Genomic DNA, 20,121 nt, shown 5'->3' on the forward strand with positions numbered 1-20,121 from the left:
TGCTTCGGGCTTTTATAGTGAAGTGGTGGAATTGCACATTACTTGCGGCAAAACAATGTCATTCGCCCAAGATCGCACTGTTTTACCGGAACACCGGCAACAGGGTCTGGCCGGCGATCGATGTCGGCTCGGCGGTGTCGCCGACCTTCACGTCGCCCAGCGTGCGGAAGGAAAGCCGCGCACCGATCTGCCAGTCGTTGGCCGATGTGTCGTTGAGGTCCTTCGTCTGGGTGAAGGCGAGCGCAAAAATGGTGCAGCTGTCGTCATAGGCAAAGCCGATGCCCCGGCGCGAAAGCACATTGTCGTCCATGTCCCAGGTCGCTGAGCCGTAAACGGTCCAGTTCTGGTCGAATTTGACGCCGCTGACCGTCTGTACTTCGTCATTGTCGGTCGGATAGCCGTAGAGCGGCTGCGCGGCGATCTGCGAATAAGTGACCTCGGTCTGCAGCCAGTTCGAATTGTAGCCCACAGTCACGTCGGACCGGCGGATATCCAAAGTTTTCTGGTCAAGCCGGCCGCCAAGCGCGAGGGAAAGCCCGACCGGCATTTCCACGCCCATGGCGCCGACATAATCGGAACTCGCCGTTTCCAGGCCCGAATCCGCGCCGGCATAAACCAGGTCGGGTGACGCGAAGGAATTCTTGCCGTCGAGCAGGAACGACTGGCCGAAGACGCCACGCAGCGTATAGCCGGCGTCGAACGTGCCAGTATAGCGGGCGCCGACATTGGCGCGCGTTCCGCCTTCGACCCTGTCGAAGCCAGAGAACTTGTCGCGATCGAAGAGGTTGGATGCATCGAAGACGAAGCTCTGCGCGTCTTCGTTGGGCAGCCCGCCGGCAAGTTGCTCGTCGGGTCGAGCGAAGATCTGCGCGATGGGCTCGAAGATGTGGCTCGAATTGGCCGTCGTCATCAGGATCGGATAGCGCGCTTCCAGCCCAGCGGTCAGCATGCTGCGGGTGGCGTTGTTGCCGTCATGGAAGTCGCCGGGATAAGCCGCCGAGGGATGGTTCATATTGACCTGGAAACCGTCGCCACGCACAACCGCGAGCGGTGTCAGCACCAGACCGCCAGGCAGGATGAAGGTGCGTTTCCACTCCGCTTCCGTCGAGAAGCGGTTGAAATTGCCGGCAAGGCCGCGGAAACGGTCGGCAACGTCGATGCGTTCGATCCGGTCATATTGGTCTGTGGTGGTCCGGCTCAGACTGGTAAAATTGGTGACGACGGAGAGCTGTCCTCCGAGCACCGAGTCAGGATGATAATAGGTGTAGTCGAAGACCGGATGGACGACTGCCTGCTCCTTCTCGTCGCGACTGTTCGGATCCGCGTCCTGCACATCGAAATAATAGGACCGCATGTCGAACGAATTGCGATGGCCAAGCCCGGTCAGGTAGGCCTGGTTGGTGCGGACCTGATCGTCCACGCCGTCGAGCGAATAGGTGCGGGCGAAATTGTTGTCGGACTGGACCATGACGTCCCAGCCGAAGGCCCAGCGCGGATTGATCTTGAAGTCGGCCTTGGATTGGATCATGCCGCGCTGATCGACCTGGGCATCCGACGTGAACCTGGTGAACGCGCCGGGCCTCAGCTGGTGGATGCCGGCGATCCTGAGTGTATGCGTGCCGAGCCTGAACCGCTGGCGGAATTCGGCGTCGAACATCACGCCCTGGTTGGTGAAGCCGGTGGCAGTCAGCGTCGCGTCCATATGCGGCGTCAAAGTCTGGTAGTACGGAATGGCCAGTCCGAAGCCGAGATTTTCGGCGGTGGACATGCGCGGGAACAGGAAGCCGGACTTCCGCTTCACCGTCGGATCGGGCACTTCAAGCACCGGGATATAGGCGATAGGCGCGCCGAACAGTTCGAAGCGAGCTTTTTCGAGCCGGACCGTATGGGTCTTGCCGTTGTTGACGACGCGCTCGGCCTTGATCTGCCAGAGCGGCGGCTTCTCGGGATGCTCCTTGCAGGGCTCGCAAGCCGTGTAGACGCCCTTGTTGAGGATCATTTCGTCGGCATTGATGCGCTCGCCGCTGACGGCCACCAGCCTTGTATTGTCGGTCGTCTCGATCCTCAGCGCATCGACGAAGCCGCTGGCAAAATCGTCGGTCACGTCGATCTTGTCGCCATAGACCCGGTTGCCATTGGGCTCGATCAGCTCGATGTCGCCTATCGCGATCATCCGGCCAGAGGCCTGGTCGTATTCCACGCGCTTGGCGACCAGCTTGTAGCCGGCGTAATTGATCTGCACGCCGCCAACGGCGATGATCTTCTTGGCATCCTGATCGTAGATGAGTTCGGACGATGTCAGCAGCAGCTTCGAATCAGGCGACGGCTTTGCAGCCATCTGCTCGATCGCATTCTGTGCGAAGGCAGGCTGGAACGAGGGCAAAAAAAGTCCGCAGGCGGCCACTGCCGAAAGCAGCGCTCCGCCGAACACCCCTGTTACTCCGCGGTTGCCTGCCGCCACTAACCGTCCTCCTGATGCAGCAAAATGGTGGACCCGAGAAACATTGCTACCACGACCGGAATCCAGGCTGCAACGAACGGAGGTACAACACCGCTGCTACCGAATGCTTTAATCAGCACGGTGATCACATAAAGCACGAAGCCCGAAACGATGCCACCGAAAATCATGCTCTGCGATTGGTTGAACCTGCTGAATTTTAACGAGACTGTTGCCGAAATGAGAGTCATCGCGACGAGCAGGAATGGCATCGACATGAGGGAGTGATATTGCGATTCAAGCGTGAAAGTTGACACCCCGAACGACCTCGCGGCCTCGATTTTCGAGGGAATGTCGAGAAACGCAACGGTTTCAGGCCGTGCGAGCCGCTCCTGGACGAACTCCCGTTTCAGATTGGTGCGGACCTGTACCGTCTTGAGCAAGGCCGGAATTTGTCCCGGCCGGTTCTCGGTAACGTCGTTAAGCTCCCAGTAACCATCTTTCAACTTTGCCTGGCGTGCGTCCTGCCTGAGGACGATTCGGCTCTCCGGTCCGAAATGGATGAAGACCGCGTCCTCGATCGTCGTGCCATCGGCGCTGACGCGCGCACCACCGACGATCACGTCGTCATCGGCGGTGATCTGGCGCAGCCAGGGAATGGTTTCATTCTTGCGGCCGAGCTGCTTCGAGGCCTTGAGATTGTTTTCGATCATCGTCGCCGTGCGCATGCCGGCGGCCGCGAGCGGATTGAGCACGAACAGGCCGACGAGCCCGACGAGAATCGCCCCGGTGATAAAGGGGGCCATGAACTGCCAGACCGAAATCCCGGCAGCGCGGGTCACCACCATCTCCTGCTTGCGGTTGAGCGACACAAGCGTGGTGATGCCGGCAAAAAGCATGATGAACGGCAGCGTCTGCTGCAGGATAGACGGCACGCGGATCAGTGTCAGGAACAGGCTGTCGGCGAGCGTGAAGCCTGGAATGTCGCCCCGTCGCGACGAGATCTCGATGAAATCCACGAGGTAGACGAGACCTGTCACGCCGACCAGAAACCAGAAGATGGTCATCAGATGCCGCCGCAGGAAATAGCGAAAAAGCGTGCCGGTGAAGATCAAGCGGCACCTCCGCTCTTTGCGCGTCCGGGAACGAGGCGGCCATAGAGCTGAGCGCAACTGTCGGCGACGCGTGGAAACAGGCTGTCGCGGTCAAGCCGCGTGACGCTGCGATAGATGCCGGCGAGCAGCAGAAGATTGATGACGACCATGAAGGCATAGAGCGGCGCGGGCGAGTTCATGCCGCCCTCGACGCGGTTGGCCAGATAGAAGGCGCTCCAGCGGAACACGAATGCCAGGAACAGAGCCGAGATCAGCGGATGCAGCCGCCGCTCGCGATGTGAATGCGCCGAGCCCGCGACCATCAGCGAAATCAGCGCGAAGGTCACCGGGAAGAACCAGTCCGTCAGGCGCCGGTGCAGTTCGGCCCTGAAATCATTCGGTTTTTCCTTGTAGTATGGGTCGTTGGGATCGGGATTGAAGAGGAAGCCCAAGTCGCGGTCGCCGGCTCTCAGCGTGGCCTGTCCGCGCGAGGCCGACAGTTCGGAGAGGTCGAAGGAATAGGAGTCGAAATGGATGACCGAGACGCTGCGGCCCTCGATCTTGCGGTGGATTTCGCCATCCTTCATGATCAGCGTGCCGCCGCTCTCGTCGACCGCGCCCTCGCGGGCATAATAGACCATCTCGAAGCGTGGGTCGCGGGAATCGGCCACGAACAGGCCCTTGAAAACGCGGCCCTGCATCCGCTCGGAAATTTGCACATAGAGGCCATCGTCGATCTTGCGGAAGGCCTTTTCCTCGATGACGGATGACAACAGGTCGGCATAGGTCGCGGCGATCGTCTTGCGCATGCCGTAGCGCGAGACCGGTTCGAGAAAATTGTCGACGCCGAACGAGACGATGCAGAGTATGCCCGCGAGGATGAGCGCCGGCTTGTAGACCGTTCGCCGCGGCGCGCCCGATGCGTCGATCACCGCAAGTTCGGAATCGTTGTTCATCGTTTGCAGCGTCTGCGTGACGCCGATGATCACGGCGAAGGGCATGACAACCGGGATCAGCGTCGGCAGCATGTAGGTGGCGAGTGCGACGAAGGAACCGATCGATTGCCCGCTATCGGTGACAAGGTTGATTCGCCCCAGCACCTGCGTCACCCAGATGATCGCCAGCACTGGAATCAGCGCCGCGACGAACATCCGGAATATCCGGCCGAAGATATAGTTTTCCAGCAGGTTCATGCATGATCCGCGAGCGTGCTCGCCCCTGAGCGCCATCGGGGCATAAGACCCCGGATGTGGCACTTTTACCGCGCCCGTTCAAGTGTTGCAGAAATGCGGGTCGGCCGGAAAATCAGCAGCAGCGACAGAGCGGCAGGGCTTGCAAGCCCGATGATCCAGCCGAGAGCCACGTCGGACGGATAATGTCCGCCCATTGCAACGCGCAGCAGGGGCGTCGCAATCGATATATCGATGATGACAGCCGCCAAAACCGTGCGAAACCGCCCCTTGAGCAGCGGCAGCAGGCAGATCAGCCATCCGGCGCTGGCGGCCTCGCCTGAAACGAAGGAACAGTTGGCAATGCAGGCGCCGGAGAAATCGCCCGCCGCCGCAAAGGGCAACGTTCCGCCGAACTCGATCGTCTCATGCGGCCTCGGCCGGCCGGAAAAGGTCTTGAGCAGGCCATTGACGATCAGAACCGGCCCGAGGAGAAAGCCGCCGATCAGGATTGCCTTGCTCCGCAGGGTTTCGCGATCGGCGCAGCCGCTGCGCAATCCGGTCCAGGCGATGTTTGCCAGTAGCGCTAAGGGTGCAAGCACCGGTATCCAGTAGAACAAACTTCGAAAGGCCGCGGCAACCCCGCTCTTGCGCGCCGCGAAGCCCTCGCAGAGCAGGCCGGAGGATGTCGCGACGTCCCGGCAGAAGAGCGTCGTCACACCGAGGTCCAGACCCGGAAGATTGCGGAAGAACACGAAAATGACGAGCCATGCGAGCAAGCAACGCGCCAGGAAAATGGCGTCCCTCTCAGGCCGGATGTCCGGAATCACGCAGGCCCCCGAGGTGATCGTCGTTGTCACAGCAAGCGGATCGACTTGTCGATCCCGCGAACTCTTCTTCACCTCGCTGCGTTACAGGGCTATGACAGCGCTCGATACCGGGCTGCTTGCAATGAGTCGTGCTCGGTCCATATGCGGGAATCACGCGCGTGAAGTTCAGGAGCAGTAATGAAATCGAGGTTTGAATTCACTTTCGCCCGGTCCGCCAAGGTTTCGGGCGGCGCGGCCGTCGTTCTCAAGGCGCTCGATACGGAAGGGTTCTCCGGTGGCGACAATGCCGATCCCGGCAACAGCCTGCCGCGCGCCGCGAAAATCGCCAAGTTCAAGGGCAAGCTCCTCGCCAAGCTCGATATTCTCGCCCCGCAAGGTTCGGGCGCCGACCGGCTGGTCGCGATCGGATTGGGCAAGGCCTCCGAACTGACCGCGCATGACTGGCTGAAAGCCGGCGGCGCAGCGGCCGCTGCCCTCAACGGCGCGGAGAAAGCGGTGATCTATCTCGACGCACCCGGCCTGACCGTCACCGGCGAGCAGGCGGCTGATTTCGCGCTCGGCATGATCCTGCGCGGCTACAAGTTCGACAAATACAAATCGAAAAAGTCCGACGACGACAACGGTGCTTCGGACAAACCGGTGCGCGTGACGGTCGTTGTCTCGGCATCGATCACCGCCAAGCGCTTCTTCGAGACCGCGCAGGCCGTGGCCGACGGCGTCATCCTGGCGCGCGATCTCGTCAACGAACCCGCCAATGTGCTTGGCCCGTCGGAGTTCGCCGCCAAGGCCAAGGAACTCGAGAAATTCGGCGTCGAGATCGAAATCCTGACCGAGAAGGAAATGCGCAAACTCGGCATGGGCGCGCTTCTCGGCGTGGCGCAGGGGTCGGTGCGGCCGCCCAGGCTGGTCGTGATGAACTGGAAGGGCGGCAAGCCGAAGGACAAGACCTATGCCTTTATCGGCAAGGGCGTGGTGTTCGATACCGGCGGCATTTCGATCAAGCCGGCCGCCGGCATGGAGGACATGAAGGGCGACATGGGTGGTGCCGCGGCCGTGACCGGCCTGATGCATGTGCTCGCCGCCCGCAAGGCGAAGGTCAACGCCGTCGGCGTCATCGGCCTGGTCGAGAACATGCCGGATGGCAATGCGCAGCGCCCGGGCGACATCGTCACCTCGATGTCGGGTCAGACGATCGAGGTCATCAACACCGATGCCGAGGGCCGGCTCGTGCTGGGCGACGCGCTTTGGTACACCAATGAGCGCTTCAAGCCCGCCTTCATGATCAATCTCGCGACGCTGACCGGCGCCATCGGGGTGGCGCTTGGCAGCTATCATGCCGGACTGTTCTGCAATGACGACCGACTGGCCGCCAATCTGCTCGCCTCAGGCATAAGCTCCAACGAAAAGCTGTGGAGAATGCCGCTCGGCCGTGAATATGACAAAATGATCGATAGCAAGTTCGCCGACATGAAGAACACTGGCGGCAGCCGGCAGGCAGGCGCGATTACCGCGGCCCAGTTCCTGAAGCGCTTCGTCGGTGAAACGCCCTGGGCTCATCTCGATGTCGCCTCGCTTGCCATGGGCGCGCCGGGTGACGAGATCAACACTTCGTGGGGCTCCGGCTATGGCGTGCGGCTGCTGGATGAACTGGTGCGCACTTATTACGAAAGTTGAGAAGAGACGAATTGGAAATCCTGTTCTACCACCTGACCGAATCCAAGGTTGACGACGCGCTGCCCGCGCTTCTCGAGCGCAGCATCGAGCGCAATTGGCGCGTGACGGTCCAGACAACCACCCAGGAGCGCTGCGAGGCGCTCGACACGCATCTGTGGACCTTCCGGCCCGACAGTTTCCTGCCGCATGGCATGGACAAGGACCCGCATGCCGATCGTCAACCGATCCTGCTGACCTCGGGCGCCGCCAACCAGAACAAATCAGGTGTGCGTTTCGTCATCGATGGCGCCGAACCGCCGGAACTCCAGGACTACGACCGCGTGGTCTTCATGTTCGACGGCCATGACGACGACCAGGTGCAGTCCGCGCGAAGCCAGTGGAAGCGCCTCAAGGGCCAGGGGCACACACTCTCCTACTGGCAGCAGAACCATGATGGCCGCTGGGAGAAGAAGGCCTGAGCAGCTGGTCGTGCCGCGTTACAGGTGCATCAGGATGTTGGCCACGTTGCCCGAGGGATCCCGGACGAAGAAGCGGCGGACGCCCCAATCCTCGTCAGTCAGCGGATAGGTGATTTCGTGTCCTCGATGCACCGCGCGGGCGAAGACCGTATCGACATCGTCGACCTCAATTGAAATGTCGGGCATGGGCGCACCCGCGCCACCTTCGCTTCCGATACTGAGCTGCGGCACCATATTGCCGCCGGCAGCCAACGTCACGATCCAACCGTGGTCCATGACCACATCGAGGTCTAGCAGATCGCGGTAGAAAGCGGCTACTGCCCCCGGGTCCGGTGCGAGCAGGTTGGCGACGATACGGAGCACGCCCATGCTGAGACCTACTCCAGGGTAATCGCCTCACCGGTGCGGGGGCGCATGATATAGGTCTTCTCGTAATTGTAGGATGTAACGCCTGTGACCGGGGTCAGCAATTTCGTGAACGGCGTCTGCAGCGAATATGTCGCCCGGACGGCGATGAGCTGCACGCCAGACTGGGCGATGTTCGTGGGGATGGGGACAGGGGACGCCACACCCTTGACGAGCGCGGGAGTATTGTAGCCGCGTGACCAGTTGACCTTGGCCTTCAGGGTCGCGTCGATATCGAGGATTGCCAGTTCGATCTTGACGCCCGTTTTGCTGTATGGGTCGATGATTGTCGCAGCACCTGCGACGATGGCATCGATGTCGGCCGCCTTCCATGTCGCTTGCTGCGAGGTCATGTCACCGAGCGTCGACGCGATCTGGTTCATCTTGCGACTGACCGTCAGTGCCTGGCCGATATCGACGGTGCCGGCCATCATGGTCACCAGGATCGGAAACAGCAGCACGAACTCGATCGCCGAGACGCCGCTCCGGTCGCGTAGCAGACGCGTGGATGCCTGTTGAAAAGACACCCGGCTCTTGACGATCGCATTCTTCAATCGTGTCATCATCAGAATGGCTCGTTCTTGATAAGCTCTGAAGAGCCGAGGACGTAGGAACCGTTGGAAAGCCGTGTCGACGCGATTGGGTAGAGCTTGAAGACGGGATCCCACGGCAGGAAAGCCTGCACAAGCACGTAGCTTCCGGAGTCTCCGAGGTTGAAATCTTCCGTCACATTGAGCGCGCCATTGGTGATCGGCGATACCCTTGTCACCGATGCCATATCGGTGACCACGACGGCGCGCACCTTGAGATTGGTCGCGCAGCCGAAGGAGAGCGACAGGTTCGCGCAGACAGTGTCCTTGAATTTCTTGGAGTCCCAGGCACCGGACTTTGCGACGCCGACGCGCACCTGCCGCACCGTCTGGTGAACGGCGGCATCAAGGCCGGATTCCACGAAATACATCACCGCGATTTCGGCGATGGCGAAAATGACGACGAAAAACGGTAGCGCCAGGATCGCGAACTCGATCGCGGCACTGCCCTTCCTGTCCTTGATCAACGAGTGCAACAGCCTCATGCCCGCACTCTCCCGCGTGCTATCGGTCCATGGCGGACCATATCATCCGGATGTGCGTCGAGGATCGATGCTCCGGCGCAGCCGGATACGCCACACGATGGGCGTGCGGGTCTGGCGGCCGAACTGTTGACCTGGAGACGCATGAACTCACTCCGGATGCAATATTGATCGGGAGCTTATCGCCCAAGCCTTGCGTTTCGGTTAAGCAAAGGTGTTGAATTGATCCGGGTTCCGGAATGAAACGGCTCACTTTGAGAGTGATCCGTTATTTATCGGGAAATCTGTTCTGGATTGCGGGGTTGCACTGTTTTGGAGCGGGGAATGACAATTCTAAGGGTGACCGATACGGCCGGGTCGGCGCTTTCGTTCGACTTGCGCGACGTTCTTGCTCTGCTGGCCCCGCGATCGCTCGAGGCAGCATGGAGTCTGTCAGCGGTCGATGCTGGGTTTCCGAGCTTTGATGCGACCGGCCCCGGCGGCGAAAGACTGGAAGCGATGGCCCAGACCGGGGAACCCGTGAGCGGCAAAGCGCTTATGGCCGCCGCACAGGACACCGTTCAGGTCATCTGGGGAGCCTTCACGGCTTATCTGCCCGCCATTCATGGCAGGCAATGGGTTATCATTCGCGCGATCGACAGTAGTTTTTATGAGATCATCACTGACGACCGAGAAGTCGTCAGCAAGATCGAGGCACGTTTCAACGCGGTCAACTTCCACGAGGAGATATGGCAGGCGGCGCCAAGAGATCCAGAGGTCGCACATTGCTACGGCCTCGAACCTAGCCGCTAGTCGTGAAACGCTTCAACGAATTTGCGCTTGCCCTGCATGAAGGCATCCGCGACATGGGTCAGTGGCGAGATATCGGCATCGCTGGCGCCTGATTTGATGATCTCGGCGAAGCGGCGATAGAGCTCGGGATACTCTTCCTCCGGCTTCTCGAATGTAAGCTTGCCGTCGATGAAGAGCTTGGCGCCGCCATCGGCAAGCCGCATCGCGCCCTGATCGGTCACCGCCTCGATATCCCAGGTCTGCTTGCCCGTCTGGCGCCAGTCGAACACCGCCTCGACCCTGAGCTTGTCGGCATTGGTGAAGTTGAGTGAGGCCGCGATCGGCGCATCGCGGTTTTCGGGGAATTCGAGCACCGCCGATGACAGGAACACCGGCTTCGGCAGGATGTGCGTGACGATCGACAGCGCATTGATACCCGGGTCGAACACGCCGAGCCCGCCGGCTTCCCAGATCCAGGCCTGGTTCGGATGCCAGTGGCGAACATCTTCCTTCCAGGTCACGGTCATCGAACGGACCGGCGAGGCGGCGAGGAAGGATTTCGCGGCTTCCACCGCCGGCGCGTAGCGCGAATGCCAGCTGGCGAGCAGCGAAACGCCCTTGGCCGAGGCGATGCGCTGTAGATCCTGCACCTCGGAAATCGTCGCACCCGGCGGCTTTTCGAGAAACACGTGCTTGCCGGCCTGAAGTGCGGCAAGCGCCGCCTCGTAGCGGAACTGCGGCGGCATGCAGAGCGACACCGCCTCGATCTCCGGCTTGGCAGTGAGCATTTCCTCGATCGACTTGTAATTGTCGATGCCATCGACCACACCATTGCGGCTAGCTGCGGCGATCAACTGGTAGTCCGCGTTCTTGGCCACGGCGGGAAGATGCTGGTCGCGGACGATCTTGCCGATGCCCACGATCGCGAGTTTGATAGGTGCCATGGTTTCCTCCCGAAAAGTATGATTATTTGGCTGGCGTTTTAGCATAAAGGCGAGCGTAGGCAAGGGTGGCAAGACTTGCAATCGGTGAACGTCAGGCGCATATTCAAATCAGAAAAAATGAATATGCAGGAGCCGGCTCATGGCGCTTTATATCAGGGATCGCGAAGTCGATGCGCTTGCCGAGCGACTTCAGGCGATGACGAATGCGCCGACCAAGACCGAAGCCGTACGAAGGGCGCTCGAGAGTGAGATTGAGCGTAAGAAATCGGAAATTCCCCTCAAGGAAAGGCTTCAGCGGATTAGAGCGGAAGCGCGGACTAAGGGGCTCTTGCCCAACCCGGATTTCGATCAGAAGGCCTTTTTCGATGATATGTGGGGCGAGAACTGATGTTCCTCGACGCATCGGTTCTCGTCGCCATTTTCAACGAGGAAGCCGACGGCGCAGCGTTGGAACTGCGCATCGCAGACCTGACTTCGCCAACCTACATTTCTCCTATGGTAAAGTTCGAAGCCGCGATGGCGATCGCCCGTTCGAATTGGGAAAGAAACGGAGAGACCGGGCAGCGTAGAGCGGTGCTGATGGCAGAAGCTAGCAAAGCGCTGGAAAGGTACTTGGCTGAGATCGGAGTTCGCGAGCTTCCAATTACACCGGCGATCGGTGATGGCGCCCTCCATGCCGCGGCGACATTCGGCAAAGTCGTCGGCCACAAGGCCGCTCTCAACATGGGCGACTGTTTCTCCTATGCCTGCGCCAAAGCCCAGAACGTGCCGCTTCTCTACAAAGGCAACGACTTCTCCCAGACCGACCTCGCCTGAAAACCCGCGTCACTCCGCCGCTTCCAACTCAGCCGTCATCATCAGCCATTCTTCCTCGGTCTCGGCGAGTTTCTTCTCGGCGTTCGCCCGCGCCTTGGCCAGTTCCGCCGCCCTGTTGGGGTTCTTCGTGAAGATCGAGGGATCGGCGAGTTCCTTGTCGATGCCTTGAATCAATCTCTCAATCTTGCCCATCAAGTTGTGGAGATCATCGACTTTTTTCTTGAGAACGGTCGGATTGATCCGCTTGGCTGGCTCGGCTCTGGTCGGCTCAGGAGCGGGGGGCGGCGCATCTTCCTGCTTGCTCTTCTTGCCCTTCTTCGAGGAGCCGACAATGATTTCGCGGTATTCCTCGAGGTCGCCCTCGAACGGCTTGACGGTTCCATCGCGGACAAGCCACAGCCGATCGACCGTTGCCTCGATCAGATAGCGATCATGCGAGATCAGGATCACCGCGCCCGAATAGTCGTTGAGCGCTTCGATCAGCGCGCGGCGGCTGTCCATGTCGAGATGGTTGGTCGGTTCGTCGAGGATCAGCAGGTTGGGCGCATCGAACGCCGCGAGCCCCATGAGCAGCCGCGCCTTCTCGCCACCCGAGAGATCCTTGGCCGCCGTATCCATCTTCTGCGTCGCAAGCCCCATCTGCGCCGTGCGGGCACGGACCTTGGCCTCCGGATCGCCGGGCATCAGCCTGCGGACATGCGCGACCGCACTTTCATCGGGCCTCAAATCGTCGAGCTGGTGCTGGGCGAAAAAGCCGATCTTGAGGCTCGGCGCGACGGTTAGCCCGCCCGAATCCGGCTTCAGCCGGCCGGAGATGAACTTGGCGAATGTCGATTTGCCGTTGCCGTTCGAACCGAGCAGCGCGATGCGGTCATCGGTATCGATACGCAGGTTCATCCGGGTCAATATCGGGTGGCCGGGTTTGTACCCAACAGATCCGTTCTCGATGGCGATGATCGGCGATGCGGCTTCCTTCTTGGGATCGGGAAACTTGAAGCCCTGGACATGATCGTGCACGACGGCCGCCACGGTGCCCATGCGTTCAAGCGCCTTGACCCGGCTTTGCGCCTGCTTGGCCTTGGTCGCCTTCGCCTTGAAGCGGTCGATGAAGCTCTGCAGATGTTTTCGCGCGGCTTCGTTCTTGACCTTCGCTTTTGTCTGCAACTCCTCGGCTTCCGCCTTCTGCCGCTCGAACTGGTCGTAGGGGCCGCGATAGAAGGTCAGCTTCTTCTGGTCGAGATGGACGATCGAATTGACCGCCGAGTTCAACAGGTCGCGGTCGTGGCTGATGATGATCACTGTATGCGGATAGCGCCGCACATAATCCTCAAGCCACAGCGTGCCTTCAAGGTCGAGATAGTTGGTCGGCTCGTCGAGGAGAAGCAGGTCCGGCTCGGCGAAGAGCACCGCCGCCAGCGCCACGCGCATGCGCCAGCCGCCGGAAAAGCTCTTGGCCGGGCGTCGCTGCGCCGCCTCGTCGAAACCGAGGCCGGCGAGGATCGAGGCCGCGCGCGATTCCGCCGAATAGGCGTCGATGTCGGCAAGCCGTATCTGGATCTCGGCGATCCGGTGCGGATCGGTGGCGGTCTCGGCTTCCGCCAGCAGGCTCGCGCGCTCCTTGTCGGCGGCAAGCACGATGTCGATGAGGGGCTCGTCGGTGCCCGGCGCTTCTTGGGCGACCTGGCCGATGCGCGCGCTCTTCGGCAGGGAGACTTCGCCGCCCTCCGGCACCATCTCGCCGGTCAGGACCTTGAACAGGGTGGATTTGCCCGCGCCATTCCTTCCCACGAAGCCGACCTTGAAGCCGGTGGGGATGAAAACGCTGGCGTCGTCCAGCAGCAGGCGTCCGGCAATCCGGATCGAAAGATTGGAAATCGTTATCATGGCGCTCTCAATAACCGGGATATCAGGGAAGGCAAGGGGCCGGGCGGTTTATCGGGGCGCCCGGATCAGATTGAGGGCGGCAACGGTGTTCCCCCGGTAACAGGTTTGCGCGCAGTGCGGGCGTAGGTTTCTCCGACTGGTGCGATTGGATTGCGCCTTGCAGCAAGCATCTTTGTCCATCGAGAAATTGAAGGAGAATGGCAATGGGTCTGCAGGTTTTCGGTACCGACCGTTCAGAAAATGGTGTTATCGGCCAACTCGGCGCCGTCGATGACGCGCTTGTCAAAAAAGGGGTGCTTCTCAACAGCCTGGACGACGTCGTGATTATCGGAACCGGCTCGGGCCACCAGGTCGTCGTCAAGGGCGATGTCATCGGCCATATCGGCGGCATGACATTGGGCGACAGCGCACTCGACGCCAACCAGCGGCTGACGATCGCCGAGGACGCATCGGTGATCGGTTCGACATTCAGCGGTGCGGTCATCTATGGCAGCAACAGCGTGGTCAGGAACCACGGCCAACTCGGCGGCGGCACGAACGCGATTTCACTCTACGGCGACGATACGGGAACGACCTCACGCCTGTTCAACACCGGGCTGATTGTCACGGAAAGCCAATCGGCCGCCGCGATCTATCGCAACGGCGAGGAAGATTTCCGCCTGGTCAACGACGGAAAGATCAGTTCCAAGGCGGATTATGCCTATGACGGTACCGACTCCAGTGGCCGGCAGACGATCATCAATTCCGGAAGGTTCGACGGCGGGATCATCTTCGGCGACGCCAACGACCGCTATGTCGGAACCGGCGGTCGCGTTGTTGGGATCATCAGTGGCGAGGTCGGAAACGACAGGCTCACGGGTGGCCCCAGGGCCGATCAGCTTGCTGGCGACGAAGGGCGCGACATCCTGAAAGGCAGTAAAGGTAGCGACGAGTTCATCTACCACCTCATGAACGACACCCATGTCGATCGGAGCGGCCGCGACCTGATCCAGGACTTCAGCCACCGTCAGGGCGACAGGATCATCCTCAACGAACTCGATGCCAATATCGGCGGCGCCAACGATGCCTTCACCTTCATCGGCAAGGACGATTTCTCCAACACACCCGGTGAGTTGCGGTACTATTTCTCCGGCCACAAGACTTTCATCGAAGGCACCGTCGACGCCGATGGCCAGGCCGATTTCATGATCGAGCTCAAGGGGCGGATCAAGCTTGTAGAAGACGATTTCGTTCTCTGATGCGGGCACGCAAAGACAATCTGATGCAAAGAGAAACACCGCGAGAGGCCTGCAGTTAGAGTTTCTTAGCCACTCAAGCAATCTTCCGGAACACCCCGTGAATCCGGGTGTTATTCTGTTCGATTGAAAAGGTGAACGCCATGACCCAGTGGTTCCAGGAGCGATATATTTCCCGCGAGGAGCACCAGCAAAGCATTGCGTATTACACAAGGCTTGTGGCCCAGCTCTACCGACAGGTTTGCGAACTCAGGGCGGCGCGCGTCGATCCTGAAGCGATCGATGCGTTGATCGAGGAAAACCGGCGCAAGGCGGAGGACGAAATCCGCCGCCACATGCGACCACCCGCCCGCATTCTGCGTGGCAACGTCGTCAGCGTGGACTTTCAACGCCGTGCGACGATGGACAGCGAATGAGGCCGTTGCCGACCGGTGCCGGATAGTGCTGCTATAGCCACTGCTTTCCGGCGAACCGCTGGAAATAGACCAGGTCGAGTATCAGGCTCGGCTTGCCCAGGCCCGTCAGAATCATATGGCACTGGCCCCGGTGATGGGTCTGGTGGTTGAAGAAGTGGAACATCGCCGAGCCGAGCTTCTGGGTGACCAATTGCGGATTGGTGATCGGCGTATATGTGAAGTTCTGTCCAAGTGACTCTTCCTCGACGCCTGCAACCCAATCCGCGATCCGTTCGTCCTCCGCCTTGCGCGCCGTTTCGAGTGCCGAGAGCTCCTCAAATAGAATGACGTTCAGCGCTGCCGGCGCGTCGCCCGCGCCGGTGAACCGCCGCATCCAAATCCGGTCGGCGCAGAGCAGATGATTGAGCGTGCCCTTCATCGAGCCGAAGTGGGCGCCGCGATTGGAGTCGAATTCCTCCGGTGTCAGCGTGGCCGCGGCCGCATAGAGGGTTTCGTTGGCCCAGCGATTATAGGCGGCGAACATCTCGAAATGGTCTTTCATGATAGATCTCCCTGCGGTCACGCCAGTTAATCGCCTGTAGCCGGCGCGATCAAGTGACGATCGTTGATGGCGGCGATAACATTTATTGAATTGATGCGGCCTGCTTTTTGCGGTCAATTCGGCGCTTCGAGATTGAGGAGACGACCATGACCAGACTTCTTTATTCGCTTTGCGGCGCCGACCCCGGTCGGCGGTTCTCGCCTCATACGTGGAAGGTCGTCATGGCGCTTTCGCACAAGGGCCTCGATTTCTCGGAAGTGCCGACGCCATTCACGGCAATCAAGGCGATCGAGGGCGGATTCTCGCCGACCGTGCCGGTGCTCGATGACGGTGGTCACCTGGTGCGCGACAGTTTCGCCATCGCCCTCTACCTCGAGGAAAAATATCCGGATCGACCAAGCCTTTTCCATGGCGAAGGCGGCAAAGCGCTGAGCCGCATGATTGAAGGCTATGCGCAGACGCTGATCCAGGCCGCGCTGGTCAAGATCATCGTCAAGGACATCCACGACATCCTGTCACCCATCGATCAAAGCTATTTCAGGACGAGCCGCGAAGAAAGGCTCGGGCTCACTCTGGAAGACATCGAGGCGGGACACGAGGCCGAGCTGGCCGCCTTCCGGCCCAGGCTCGACCCCATGCGGCATATGCTCAAATATCAGCCCTTCATCGGCGGGGAAGCGCCGTTGTTCGCGGATTACATTCTGTTCGGTGCGCTGCAATGGGCAAGGGTGGCCTCGCCCAAGGCGATACTGAGCGATGACGATCCCGTTTACGATTGGTTCGAGCGCTGCCTGGACCTTCATGGCGGACGAGGAAGGCAGATGGCTGCCGCTGCTTGAGCACAGTTGCGACAATCGCATGAAATTCTCGTCAGTGATTGCCGGCTGCGCGTTCGACCCCTTGTTTTCCCTTGGGAAGGCGGTTAAGAGCCGCCCACCCAAGGAAACCAAGACAAAGGACCCTGAAAATGGCGATTGAACGCACCTTTTCGATGATCAAGCCGGACGCAACCCGCCGCAATCTCACCGGCGCCATCACCAAGATGCTGGAAGATGCAGGCCTTCGCGTCGTCGCTTCCAAGCGCGTCTGGATGAGCCGCCGCGAAGCCGAGGGCTTCTACGCCGTTCACAAGGATCGCCCCTTCTTCGGCGAACTCGTCGAATTCATGTCGTCGGCTCCGACCATCGTGCAGGTTCTTGAAGGTGAGAACGCAATCGCCAAGAACCGCGAAGTGATGGGCGCCACCAACCCGGCCAACGCCGCTGAAGGCACCATCCGCAAGGTCCATGCCCTGTCGATCGGCGAAAATTCGGTCCACGGTTCGGACGCCCCCGAAACGGCTGCCGAAGAAATCGCCTACTGGTTCTCGGGCACCGAGGTCGTCGGCTGATTCAAGTCCTGAGGTTCAAGCCTTAGAGAACTGGTATTATTCAGGAAACCGGGATGCGCTGCATCCCGGTTTTTCTATTTTGCCACGTCGAAATCGTAGAGCAGGGCGGCAGGCCCCATCACGCCTTCTCCCGGAAAATAGAGCCGGCTGTCGCACAGCCTGTCGAGACGCGTGGAGAAGTCTTCCGCAAGGCGCAGCTTGAGCCAGGGCGAAGGAACGGATGCGACCAGTTCGGTCAGCGCCTGATAATCGCCTTTCGCGAACAGCAGTTCAGTGGCTATCGCGGACGCCTTCTCATCCCGTCGATCAAGACTCTGCAGGTCGCCCGCCTCGATGGCGGTGCCGACAGTCCGCCACGTTTGCCAGTTCACGCGAAGGCTTTCGCCGGCCTCGTCGGGAATATCCGGAAATTCATCGCCCGGATTATTCAGCCATGGCGCGATCGCTTCCACGGCCAGCATCCAGTTCAGGATCTCACCGGCGTTCGTCCTCAGGTGCCGCCTGCCGTCGAAGCCGATGCGCTCCATCTTTTCCATTGTTCCGCGCGGGTCGCCGATGCGGGCCGCTATCTCGCGAAAGGCGACGAGCCAGCTCTCGTCCATGTTGTCGGTCGGCTTGATTGCGCCTTGATCGATGAGCTTGATCAGCTTGTCGCTGGCCTTGGCGGAAAAGAGAGGTTCGAAATGGATCCTTGATCCATAGGCGAGCGGCAGCGATACATGCGGCAGGCGGAAGCCGGCGGCATAGTCCGTTCTCACATATTTCCGGATCATCAATGAGTTGCGACCATTGCGCGGATCAGGCATAGGCGGAAGTTCGGGATGGTAGGCCGAAAACGCCAGGAATGTGTAGCGCAGGCGCGGAAATCCCGGCTTCTTGAAGTTGCGCTTGATGTAGCCCGGCCAATCACTCCGGTCGCCCATCGAGGCATAGATGCCGCCCGCCATCGCATAGAGCCCGGCCGCTTCGGCGGCCTGCGCAAAGCGCCGCTTGTCGGCATCCGGGAAATCGATCACCGCCATTGCGTCGCCCAGCGGCCGATTGGCGTCCGGAGGCGTGGTTTGCTTGACGAGTGCCGATATCGCGACATCGAACCGGTTGGCCTTCGCCAACTGCCGGATCACCGTGGTATCGAGCGATCCGTATCCCACGGTCTGCCGAAACGACTGCAATCTTTGCGTAGCCTCATCGTATCCGTACCGGGAGATGAGATAGGCTTGCACGAAGCTTCGCCCAGCCACGACGTTTTGCGCAATCAAAGCCTTGAGTAAGCCTTCGGCTTCCGGTTCCGAGATATTGCCGTAATGCAGCGTAAGATATGCGGCGTCCACACCGTAACTTTTGCCAAGCGTCGGCTGGGGATGCGCCAGATCATCGAGCACGAAGCCCGCGAGATCGGTGATCTCCTTGGCGTGCGCGCATTGCTCGCCGCCGGCGATCGCGGGCGTTGCAAGCAGGAACGCCGATGTGACGAGGAGTGCCAGAAAACCGGACTTCAAAATCATGTCTGCGGTTCGAACCTGAACATGGGCGCTCCGGGCATCAGCACAGCTTCGGCGGGGAAGGCGAGGTAGCCGCTGCAATGCCGGTCGAGCGCTTCGGCGAACAGTTCGGCGAGCCGGATACTGTCCGAATTGGGCACGGTGCTGGTCAGGAACTTTGCCAGTTCCTCATGACGTCCGGATGCGAACAGCAGGTTGGCGGCGATCAGCAGCTTCTGGCCGCTGGACCGAAGCGCCGCCAGGTCGCCGCCGGCCGCAATCACCGCGGCTGCCTCCTGCCATGCCTTGTATTGCGGCTCGAAACCCGCCGAGGCTCCCTGGAGTTCCGGTGGCCGCGACGCGCCGCCATTCGCGGCATGTGTCTTGAGAGCCTCGATCGCCAGCATATGGTCGAGAACTTCGCGCACATTGTCGCCCCCGAAGCGCACGCTGTTCACAGCGATGTTCTTGAGCTTCTCGTCAATCTCGGCGCGCTTGCCGGAGGATTCGACCAGCGATTCATAAATCACCAGCCAGGCGGTCTCCATGTCGATCGCGGCGCCTTCGCGCGTCAGGTCGATGATCGCGGCTGCCGCCCGGCCGGCGCCGGCGAAATCGCCGGTCTGGTTGAGATAGGTCACGAGATAATCCCGTTCGGGTATCCGTGCCGCGGCGATCATCGTTTCGTGAAGCAACGAGCGCACCATCTGCCCTTCCGCATTGGCGGGCGCCGGGCGAGGCAGCGCAGGTTTGCCCTTCAATGCCGGCAGCCAGTGAAGCATGGTGGTCAGCGCCTCGGCGCGCCTGAGGTCCTGCAATGCCGCCAGGAAAACCGGCCAGGCATTCGCGTCATCCTGTGTTGCGGCAAGGCTGGCGGCCAAGACATAGAGCCTCCGGGTCAGCGCCTCGGCGCCGAGTGCCTTCTTGGATTCGTCATCGACATCGATCACTGAGAGGGCGGCGCTCTTTTCGAGCCCGTGGCGGTTCTCCTCGGGTATCGCTGCGAGCTTGTCGAAGAAAAATGCAATCTCGCCAGACCGGGTCGCGGCCCGAAGAGGCGAAAAGCCTTCGCCTAATGTCAGGACGTCTTCTTGGGCCTCCGGCGTAGCGCTCGTCAGCGTAGCCTCAAGCCCATCGGTGCTGATCCGCCATGCCAGAAACAGTTCGCGGGCGCGATCGACCTTGGCATTGGCAAGCGGTTCGACGAGCGCCGCGATCTGTTCGGCCCCAAGCTGCTGATACATGATCTTGAGATAGGCCGAGACCGTGCCATGCCGGCGGTTCTGCAGTTTCGGGAGCTTGGAGCGGTTGGCGATCACGTAGTCCGCGAGCAGCACAATGTGATCCTGTGACGCGCAAGCCTCCTGCGCGAAACCGGGCCGCAACCCCATGACAAGCGGCAGGGTCGATCCCAGAAGAAATGCACGTCTCGAAATCAAGGATGTTCGCCTCTGCAAGAGCGCGAAGCCTCCGGATTCACTAAGGCTTCTCTATGGCGAACGTA

21 protein-coding genes are annotated in these 20,121 nt (G+C 60.5%); 9 read left to right on the top strand and 12 right to left on the bottom strand.

The window, feature by feature from the left end; all coding sequences use genetic code 11:
- Positions 1–82: 82 nt before the first annotated feature.
- From IHQ71_RS08670 to IHQ71_RS08685, 4 genes are all read right to left on the bottom strand, one after another.
- On the bottom strand, positions 83–2,461 hold the full coding sequence (locus tag IHQ71_RS08670) for an LPS-assembly protein LptD (RefSeq protein ID WP_374989969.1): 2,379 nt from the start codon (positions 2,459–2,461) through the stop codon (positions 83–85).
- The gene (lptG, locus tag IHQ71_RS08675; RefSeq protein WP_258162783.1) at positions 2,461–3,549 is read right to left on the bottom strand and encodes an LPS export ABC transporter permease LptG; all 1,089 of its coding nucleotides are present in this window, start codon (positions 3,547–3,549) and stop codon (positions 2,461–2,463) included. The genes IHQ71_RS08670 and lptG overlap by 1 nt, the downstream gene beginning before the upstream one ends.
- The gene (locus tag IHQ71_RS08680; protein ID WP_258161555.1) at positions 3,549–4,724 is read right to left on the bottom strand and encodes an LptF/LptG family permease; all 1,176 of its coding nucleotides are present in this window, start codon (positions 4,722–4,724) and stop codon (positions 3,549–3,551) included. The genes lptG and IHQ71_RS08680 overlap by 1 nt, the downstream gene beginning before the upstream one ends.
- Before the next feature lie 65 nt (positions 4,725–4,789).
- Entirely contained in the window at positions 4,790–5,530 is a 741-nt protein-coding gene (locus IHQ71_RS08685) for a phosphatase PAP2 family protein (RefSeq protein WP_258161556.1), read from the bottom strand.
- A gap of 177 nt (positions 5,531–5,707) precedes the next feature.
- Here IHQ71_RS08685 and IHQ71_RS08690 point away from each other — a divergent pair, with 177 nt between their 5' ends.
- Together IHQ71_RS08690 and IHQ71_RS08695 are read left to right on the top strand one after the other, a co-directional pair.
- On the top strand, positions 5,708–7,204 hold the full coding sequence (locus IHQ71_RS08690; RefSeq protein ID WP_258161557.1) for a leucyl aminopeptidase: 1,497 nt from the start codon (positions 5,708–5,710) through the stop codon (positions 7,202–7,204).
- Positions 7,205–7,215: 11 nt separating this feature from the next.
- Positions 7,216–7,662, top strand: coding sequence for a DNA polymerase III subunit chi (locus tag IHQ71_RS08695; RefSeq protein WP_258161558.1), 447 nt, complete (start codon positions 7,216–7,218; stop codon positions 7,660–7,662).
- 18 nt (positions 7,663–7,680) lie between these two features.
- Here IHQ71_RS08695 and IHQ71_RS08700 read toward each other — a convergent pair whose 3' ends face one another.
- From IHQ71_RS08700 to IHQ71_RS08710, 3 genes are read right to left on the bottom strand one after another with little or no spacing between them, the layout of a single operon-like run.
- Positions 7,681–8,031, bottom strand: a complete 351-nt coding sequence (locus IHQ71_RS08700) for a VOC family protein (protein WP_258161559.1) — start codon at positions 8,029–8,031, stop codon at positions 7,681–7,683.
- Positions 8,032–8,039: 8 nt separating this feature from the next.
- Complete coding sequence (locus IHQ71_RS08705; protein ID WP_258161560.1) at positions 8,040–8,633, bottom strand: TadE/TadG family type IV pilus assembly protein; 594 nt, start codon at positions 8,631–8,633, stop codon at positions 8,040–8,042.
- Positions 8,633–9,142: a TadE/TadG family type IV pilus assembly protein gene (locus tag IHQ71_RS08710; RefSeq protein ID WP_258161561.1), complete on the bottom strand. Its 510-nt coding sequence runs from the start codon at positions 9,140–9,142 to the stop codon at positions 8,633–8,635. The genes IHQ71_RS08705 and IHQ71_RS08710 overlap by 1 nt, the downstream gene beginning before the upstream one ends.
- 336 nt (positions 9,143–9,478) lie before the next feature.
- Between IHQ71_RS08710 and IHQ71_RS08715 the strand changes: the two genes are divergently transcribed.
- Positions 9,479–9,931 (top strand): hypothetical protein, encoded by a 453-nt coding sequence (locus IHQ71_RS08715; RefSeq protein ID WP_258161562.1) that lies wholly within the window; start codon positions 9,479–9,481, stop codon positions 9,929–9,931.
- Here the strand turns inward: IHQ71_RS08715 and IHQ71_RS08720 are convergent.
- Entirely contained in the window at positions 9,928–10,854 is a 927-nt protein-coding gene (locus IHQ71_RS08720) for a Gfo/Idh/MocA family protein (RefSeq protein ID WP_258161563.1), read from the bottom strand. The genes IHQ71_RS08715 and IHQ71_RS08720 overlap by 4 nt on opposite strands.
- Positions 10,855–10,993: 139 nt before the next feature.
- On the opposite strand from IHQ71_RS08720, the gene IHQ71_RS08725 reads away from it, so the two are divergent.
- Together IHQ71_RS08725 and IHQ71_RS08730 are read left to right on the top strand one after the other, a co-directional pair.
- Positions 10,994–11,242 (top strand): type II toxin-antitoxin system VapB family antitoxin, encoded by a 249-nt coding sequence (locus IHQ71_RS08725; protein WP_258161564.1) that lies wholly within the window; start codon positions 10,994–10,996, stop codon positions 11,240–11,242.
- On the top strand, positions 11,242–11,670 hold the full coding sequence (locus tag IHQ71_RS08730; RefSeq protein WP_258161565.1) for a type II toxin-antitoxin system VapC family toxin: 429 nt from the start codon (positions 11,242–11,244) through the stop codon (positions 11,668–11,670). The genes IHQ71_RS08725 and IHQ71_RS08730 overlap by 1 nt, the downstream gene beginning before the upstream one ends.
- A gap of 9 nt (positions 11,671–11,679) precedes the next feature.
- Here IHQ71_RS08730 and IHQ71_RS08735 read toward each other — a convergent pair whose 3' ends face one another.
- Complete coding sequence (locus IHQ71_RS08735; RefSeq protein ID WP_258161566.1) at positions 11,680–13,554, bottom strand: ABC-F family ATP-binding cassette domain-containing protein; 1,875 nt, start codon at positions 13,552–13,554, stop codon at positions 11,680–11,682.
- 203 nt (positions 13,555–13,757) lie between these two features.
- Between IHQ71_RS08735 and IHQ71_RS08740 the strand changes: the two genes are divergently transcribed.
- Positions 13,758–14,792, top strand: a complete 1,035-nt coding sequence (locus IHQ71_RS08740; protein ID WP_258161567.1) for a calcium-binding protein — start codon at positions 13,758–13,760, stop codon at positions 14,790–14,792.
- Positions 14,793–14,932: 140 nt separating this feature from the next.
- Positions 14,933–15,205 carry a hypothetical protein gene (locus IHQ71_RS08745; RefSeq protein ID WP_258161568.1) on the top strand — a complete coding sequence of 91 codons (273 nt, stop codon included), beginning with the start codon at positions 14,933–14,935 and terminating at the stop codon, positions 15,203–15,205.
- A gap of 31 nt (positions 15,206–15,236) precedes the next feature.
- Here the strand turns inward: IHQ71_RS08745 and IHQ71_RS08750 are convergent, their stop codons facing one another.
- Entirely contained in the window at positions 15,237–15,746 is a 510-nt protein-coding gene (locus tag IHQ71_RS08750; protein ID WP_258161569.1) for a DinB family protein, read from the bottom strand.
- A 146-nt stretch (positions 15,747–15,892) separates the two neighbouring features.
- Between IHQ71_RS08750 and IHQ71_RS08755 the strand changes: the two genes are divergently transcribed.
- Both IHQ71_RS08755 and ndk read left to right on the top strand, forming a co-directional pair.
- Entirely contained in the window at positions 15,893–16,585 is a 693-nt protein-coding gene (locus IHQ71_RS08755; protein WP_258161570.1) for a glutathione S-transferase family protein, read from the top strand.
- A gap of 128 nt (positions 16,586–16,713) precedes the next feature.
- Positions 16,714–17,136 (top strand): nucleoside-diphosphate kinase, encoded by a 423-nt coding sequence (ndk, locus tag IHQ71_RS08760; protein WP_258161571.1) that lies wholly within the window; start codon positions 16,714–16,716, stop codon positions 17,134–17,136.
- Positions 17,137–17,210: 74 nt separating this feature from the next.
- Here ndk and IHQ71_RS08765 read toward each other — a convergent pair whose 3' ends face one another.
- Entirely contained in the window at positions 17,211–18,641 is a 1,431-nt protein-coding gene (locus IHQ71_RS08765) for a hypothetical protein (RefSeq protein ID WP_258161572.1), read from the bottom strand.
- Complete coding sequence (locus IHQ71_RS08770; protein ID WP_258161573.1) at positions 18,638–20,056, bottom strand: hypothetical protein; 1,419 nt, start codon at positions 20,054–20,056, stop codon at positions 18,638–18,640. Before IHQ71_RS08770 ends, IHQ71_RS08765 begins: the two co-directional genes overlap by 4 nt.
- Between the last annotated feature and the right edge of the window lie 65 nt (positions 20,057–20,121).

It is taken from the genome of Rhizobium sp. TH2, assembly GCF_024707525.1.
GTDB lineage: Bacteria > Pseudomonadota > Alphaproteobacteria > Rhizobiales > Rhizobiaceae > Rhizobium_E.

Excerpts from the sequence above, each read along its gene's own strand:
- IHQ71_RS08680 (WP_258161555.1), bottom strand. The coding sequence starts at position 4,724 with ATGAACCTGCTGGAAAACTATATCTTCGGCCGGATATTCCGGATGTTC.
- IHQ71_RS08690 (WP_258161557.1), top strand. The coding sequence starts at position 5,708 with ATGAAATCGAGGTTTGAATTCACTTTCGCCCGGTCCGCCAAGGTTTCG.
- IHQ71_RS08700 (WP_258161559.1), bottom strand. The coding sequence starts at position 8,031 with ATGGGCGTGCTCCGTATCGTCGCCAACCTGCTCGCACCGGACCCGGGG.
- IHQ71_RS08705 (WP_258161560.1), bottom strand. The coding sequence starts at position 8,633 with ATGATGACACGATTGAAGAATGCGATCGTCAAGAGCCGGGTGTCTTTT.
- IHQ71_RS08710 (WP_258161561.1), bottom strand. The coding sequence starts at position 9,142 with ATGAGGCTGTTGCACTCGTTGATCAAGGACAGGAAGGGCAGTGCCGCG.
- IHQ71_RS08720 (WP_258161563.1), bottom strand. The coding sequence starts at position 10,854 with ATGGCACCTATCAAACTCGCGATCGTGGGCATCGGCAAGATCGTCCGC.
- IHQ71_RS08725 (WP_258161564.1), top strand. The coding sequence starts at position 10,994 with ATGGCGCTTTATATCAGGGATCGCGAAGTCGATGCGCTTGCCGAGCGA.
- IHQ71_RS08730 (WP_258161565.1), top strand. The coding sequence starts at position 11,242 with ATGTTCCTCGACGCATCGGTTCTCGTCGCCATTTTCAACGAGGAAGCC.
- IHQ71_RS08735 (WP_258161566.1), bottom strand. The coding sequence starts at position 13,554 with ATGATAACGATTTCCAATCTTTCGATCCGGATTGCCGGACGCCTGCTG.
- IHQ71_RS08740 (WP_258161567.1), top strand. The coding sequence starts at position 13,758 with ATGGGTCTGCAGGTTTTCGGTACCGACCGTTCAGAAAATGGTGTTATC.
- IHQ71_RS08745 (WP_258161568.1), top strand. The coding sequence starts at position 14,933 with ATGACCCAGTGGTTCCAGGAGCGATATATTTCCCGCGAGGAGCACCAG.
- IHQ71_RS08750 (WP_258161569.1), bottom strand. The coding sequence starts at position 15,746 with ATGAAAGACCATTTCGAGATGTTCGCCGCCTATAATCGCTGGGCCAAC.
- IHQ71_RS08755 (WP_258161570.1), top strand. The coding sequence starts at position 15,893 with ATGACCAGACTTCTTTATTCGCTTTGCGGCGCCGACCCCGGTCGGCGG.
- ndk (WP_258161571.1), top strand. The coding sequence starts at position 16,714 with ATGGCGATTGAACGCACCTTTTCGATGATCAAGCCGGACGCAACCCGC.
- IHQ71_RS08765 (WP_258161572.1), bottom strand. The coding sequence starts at position 18,641 with ATGATTTTGAAGTCCGGTTTTCTGGCACTCCTCGTCACATCGGCGTTC.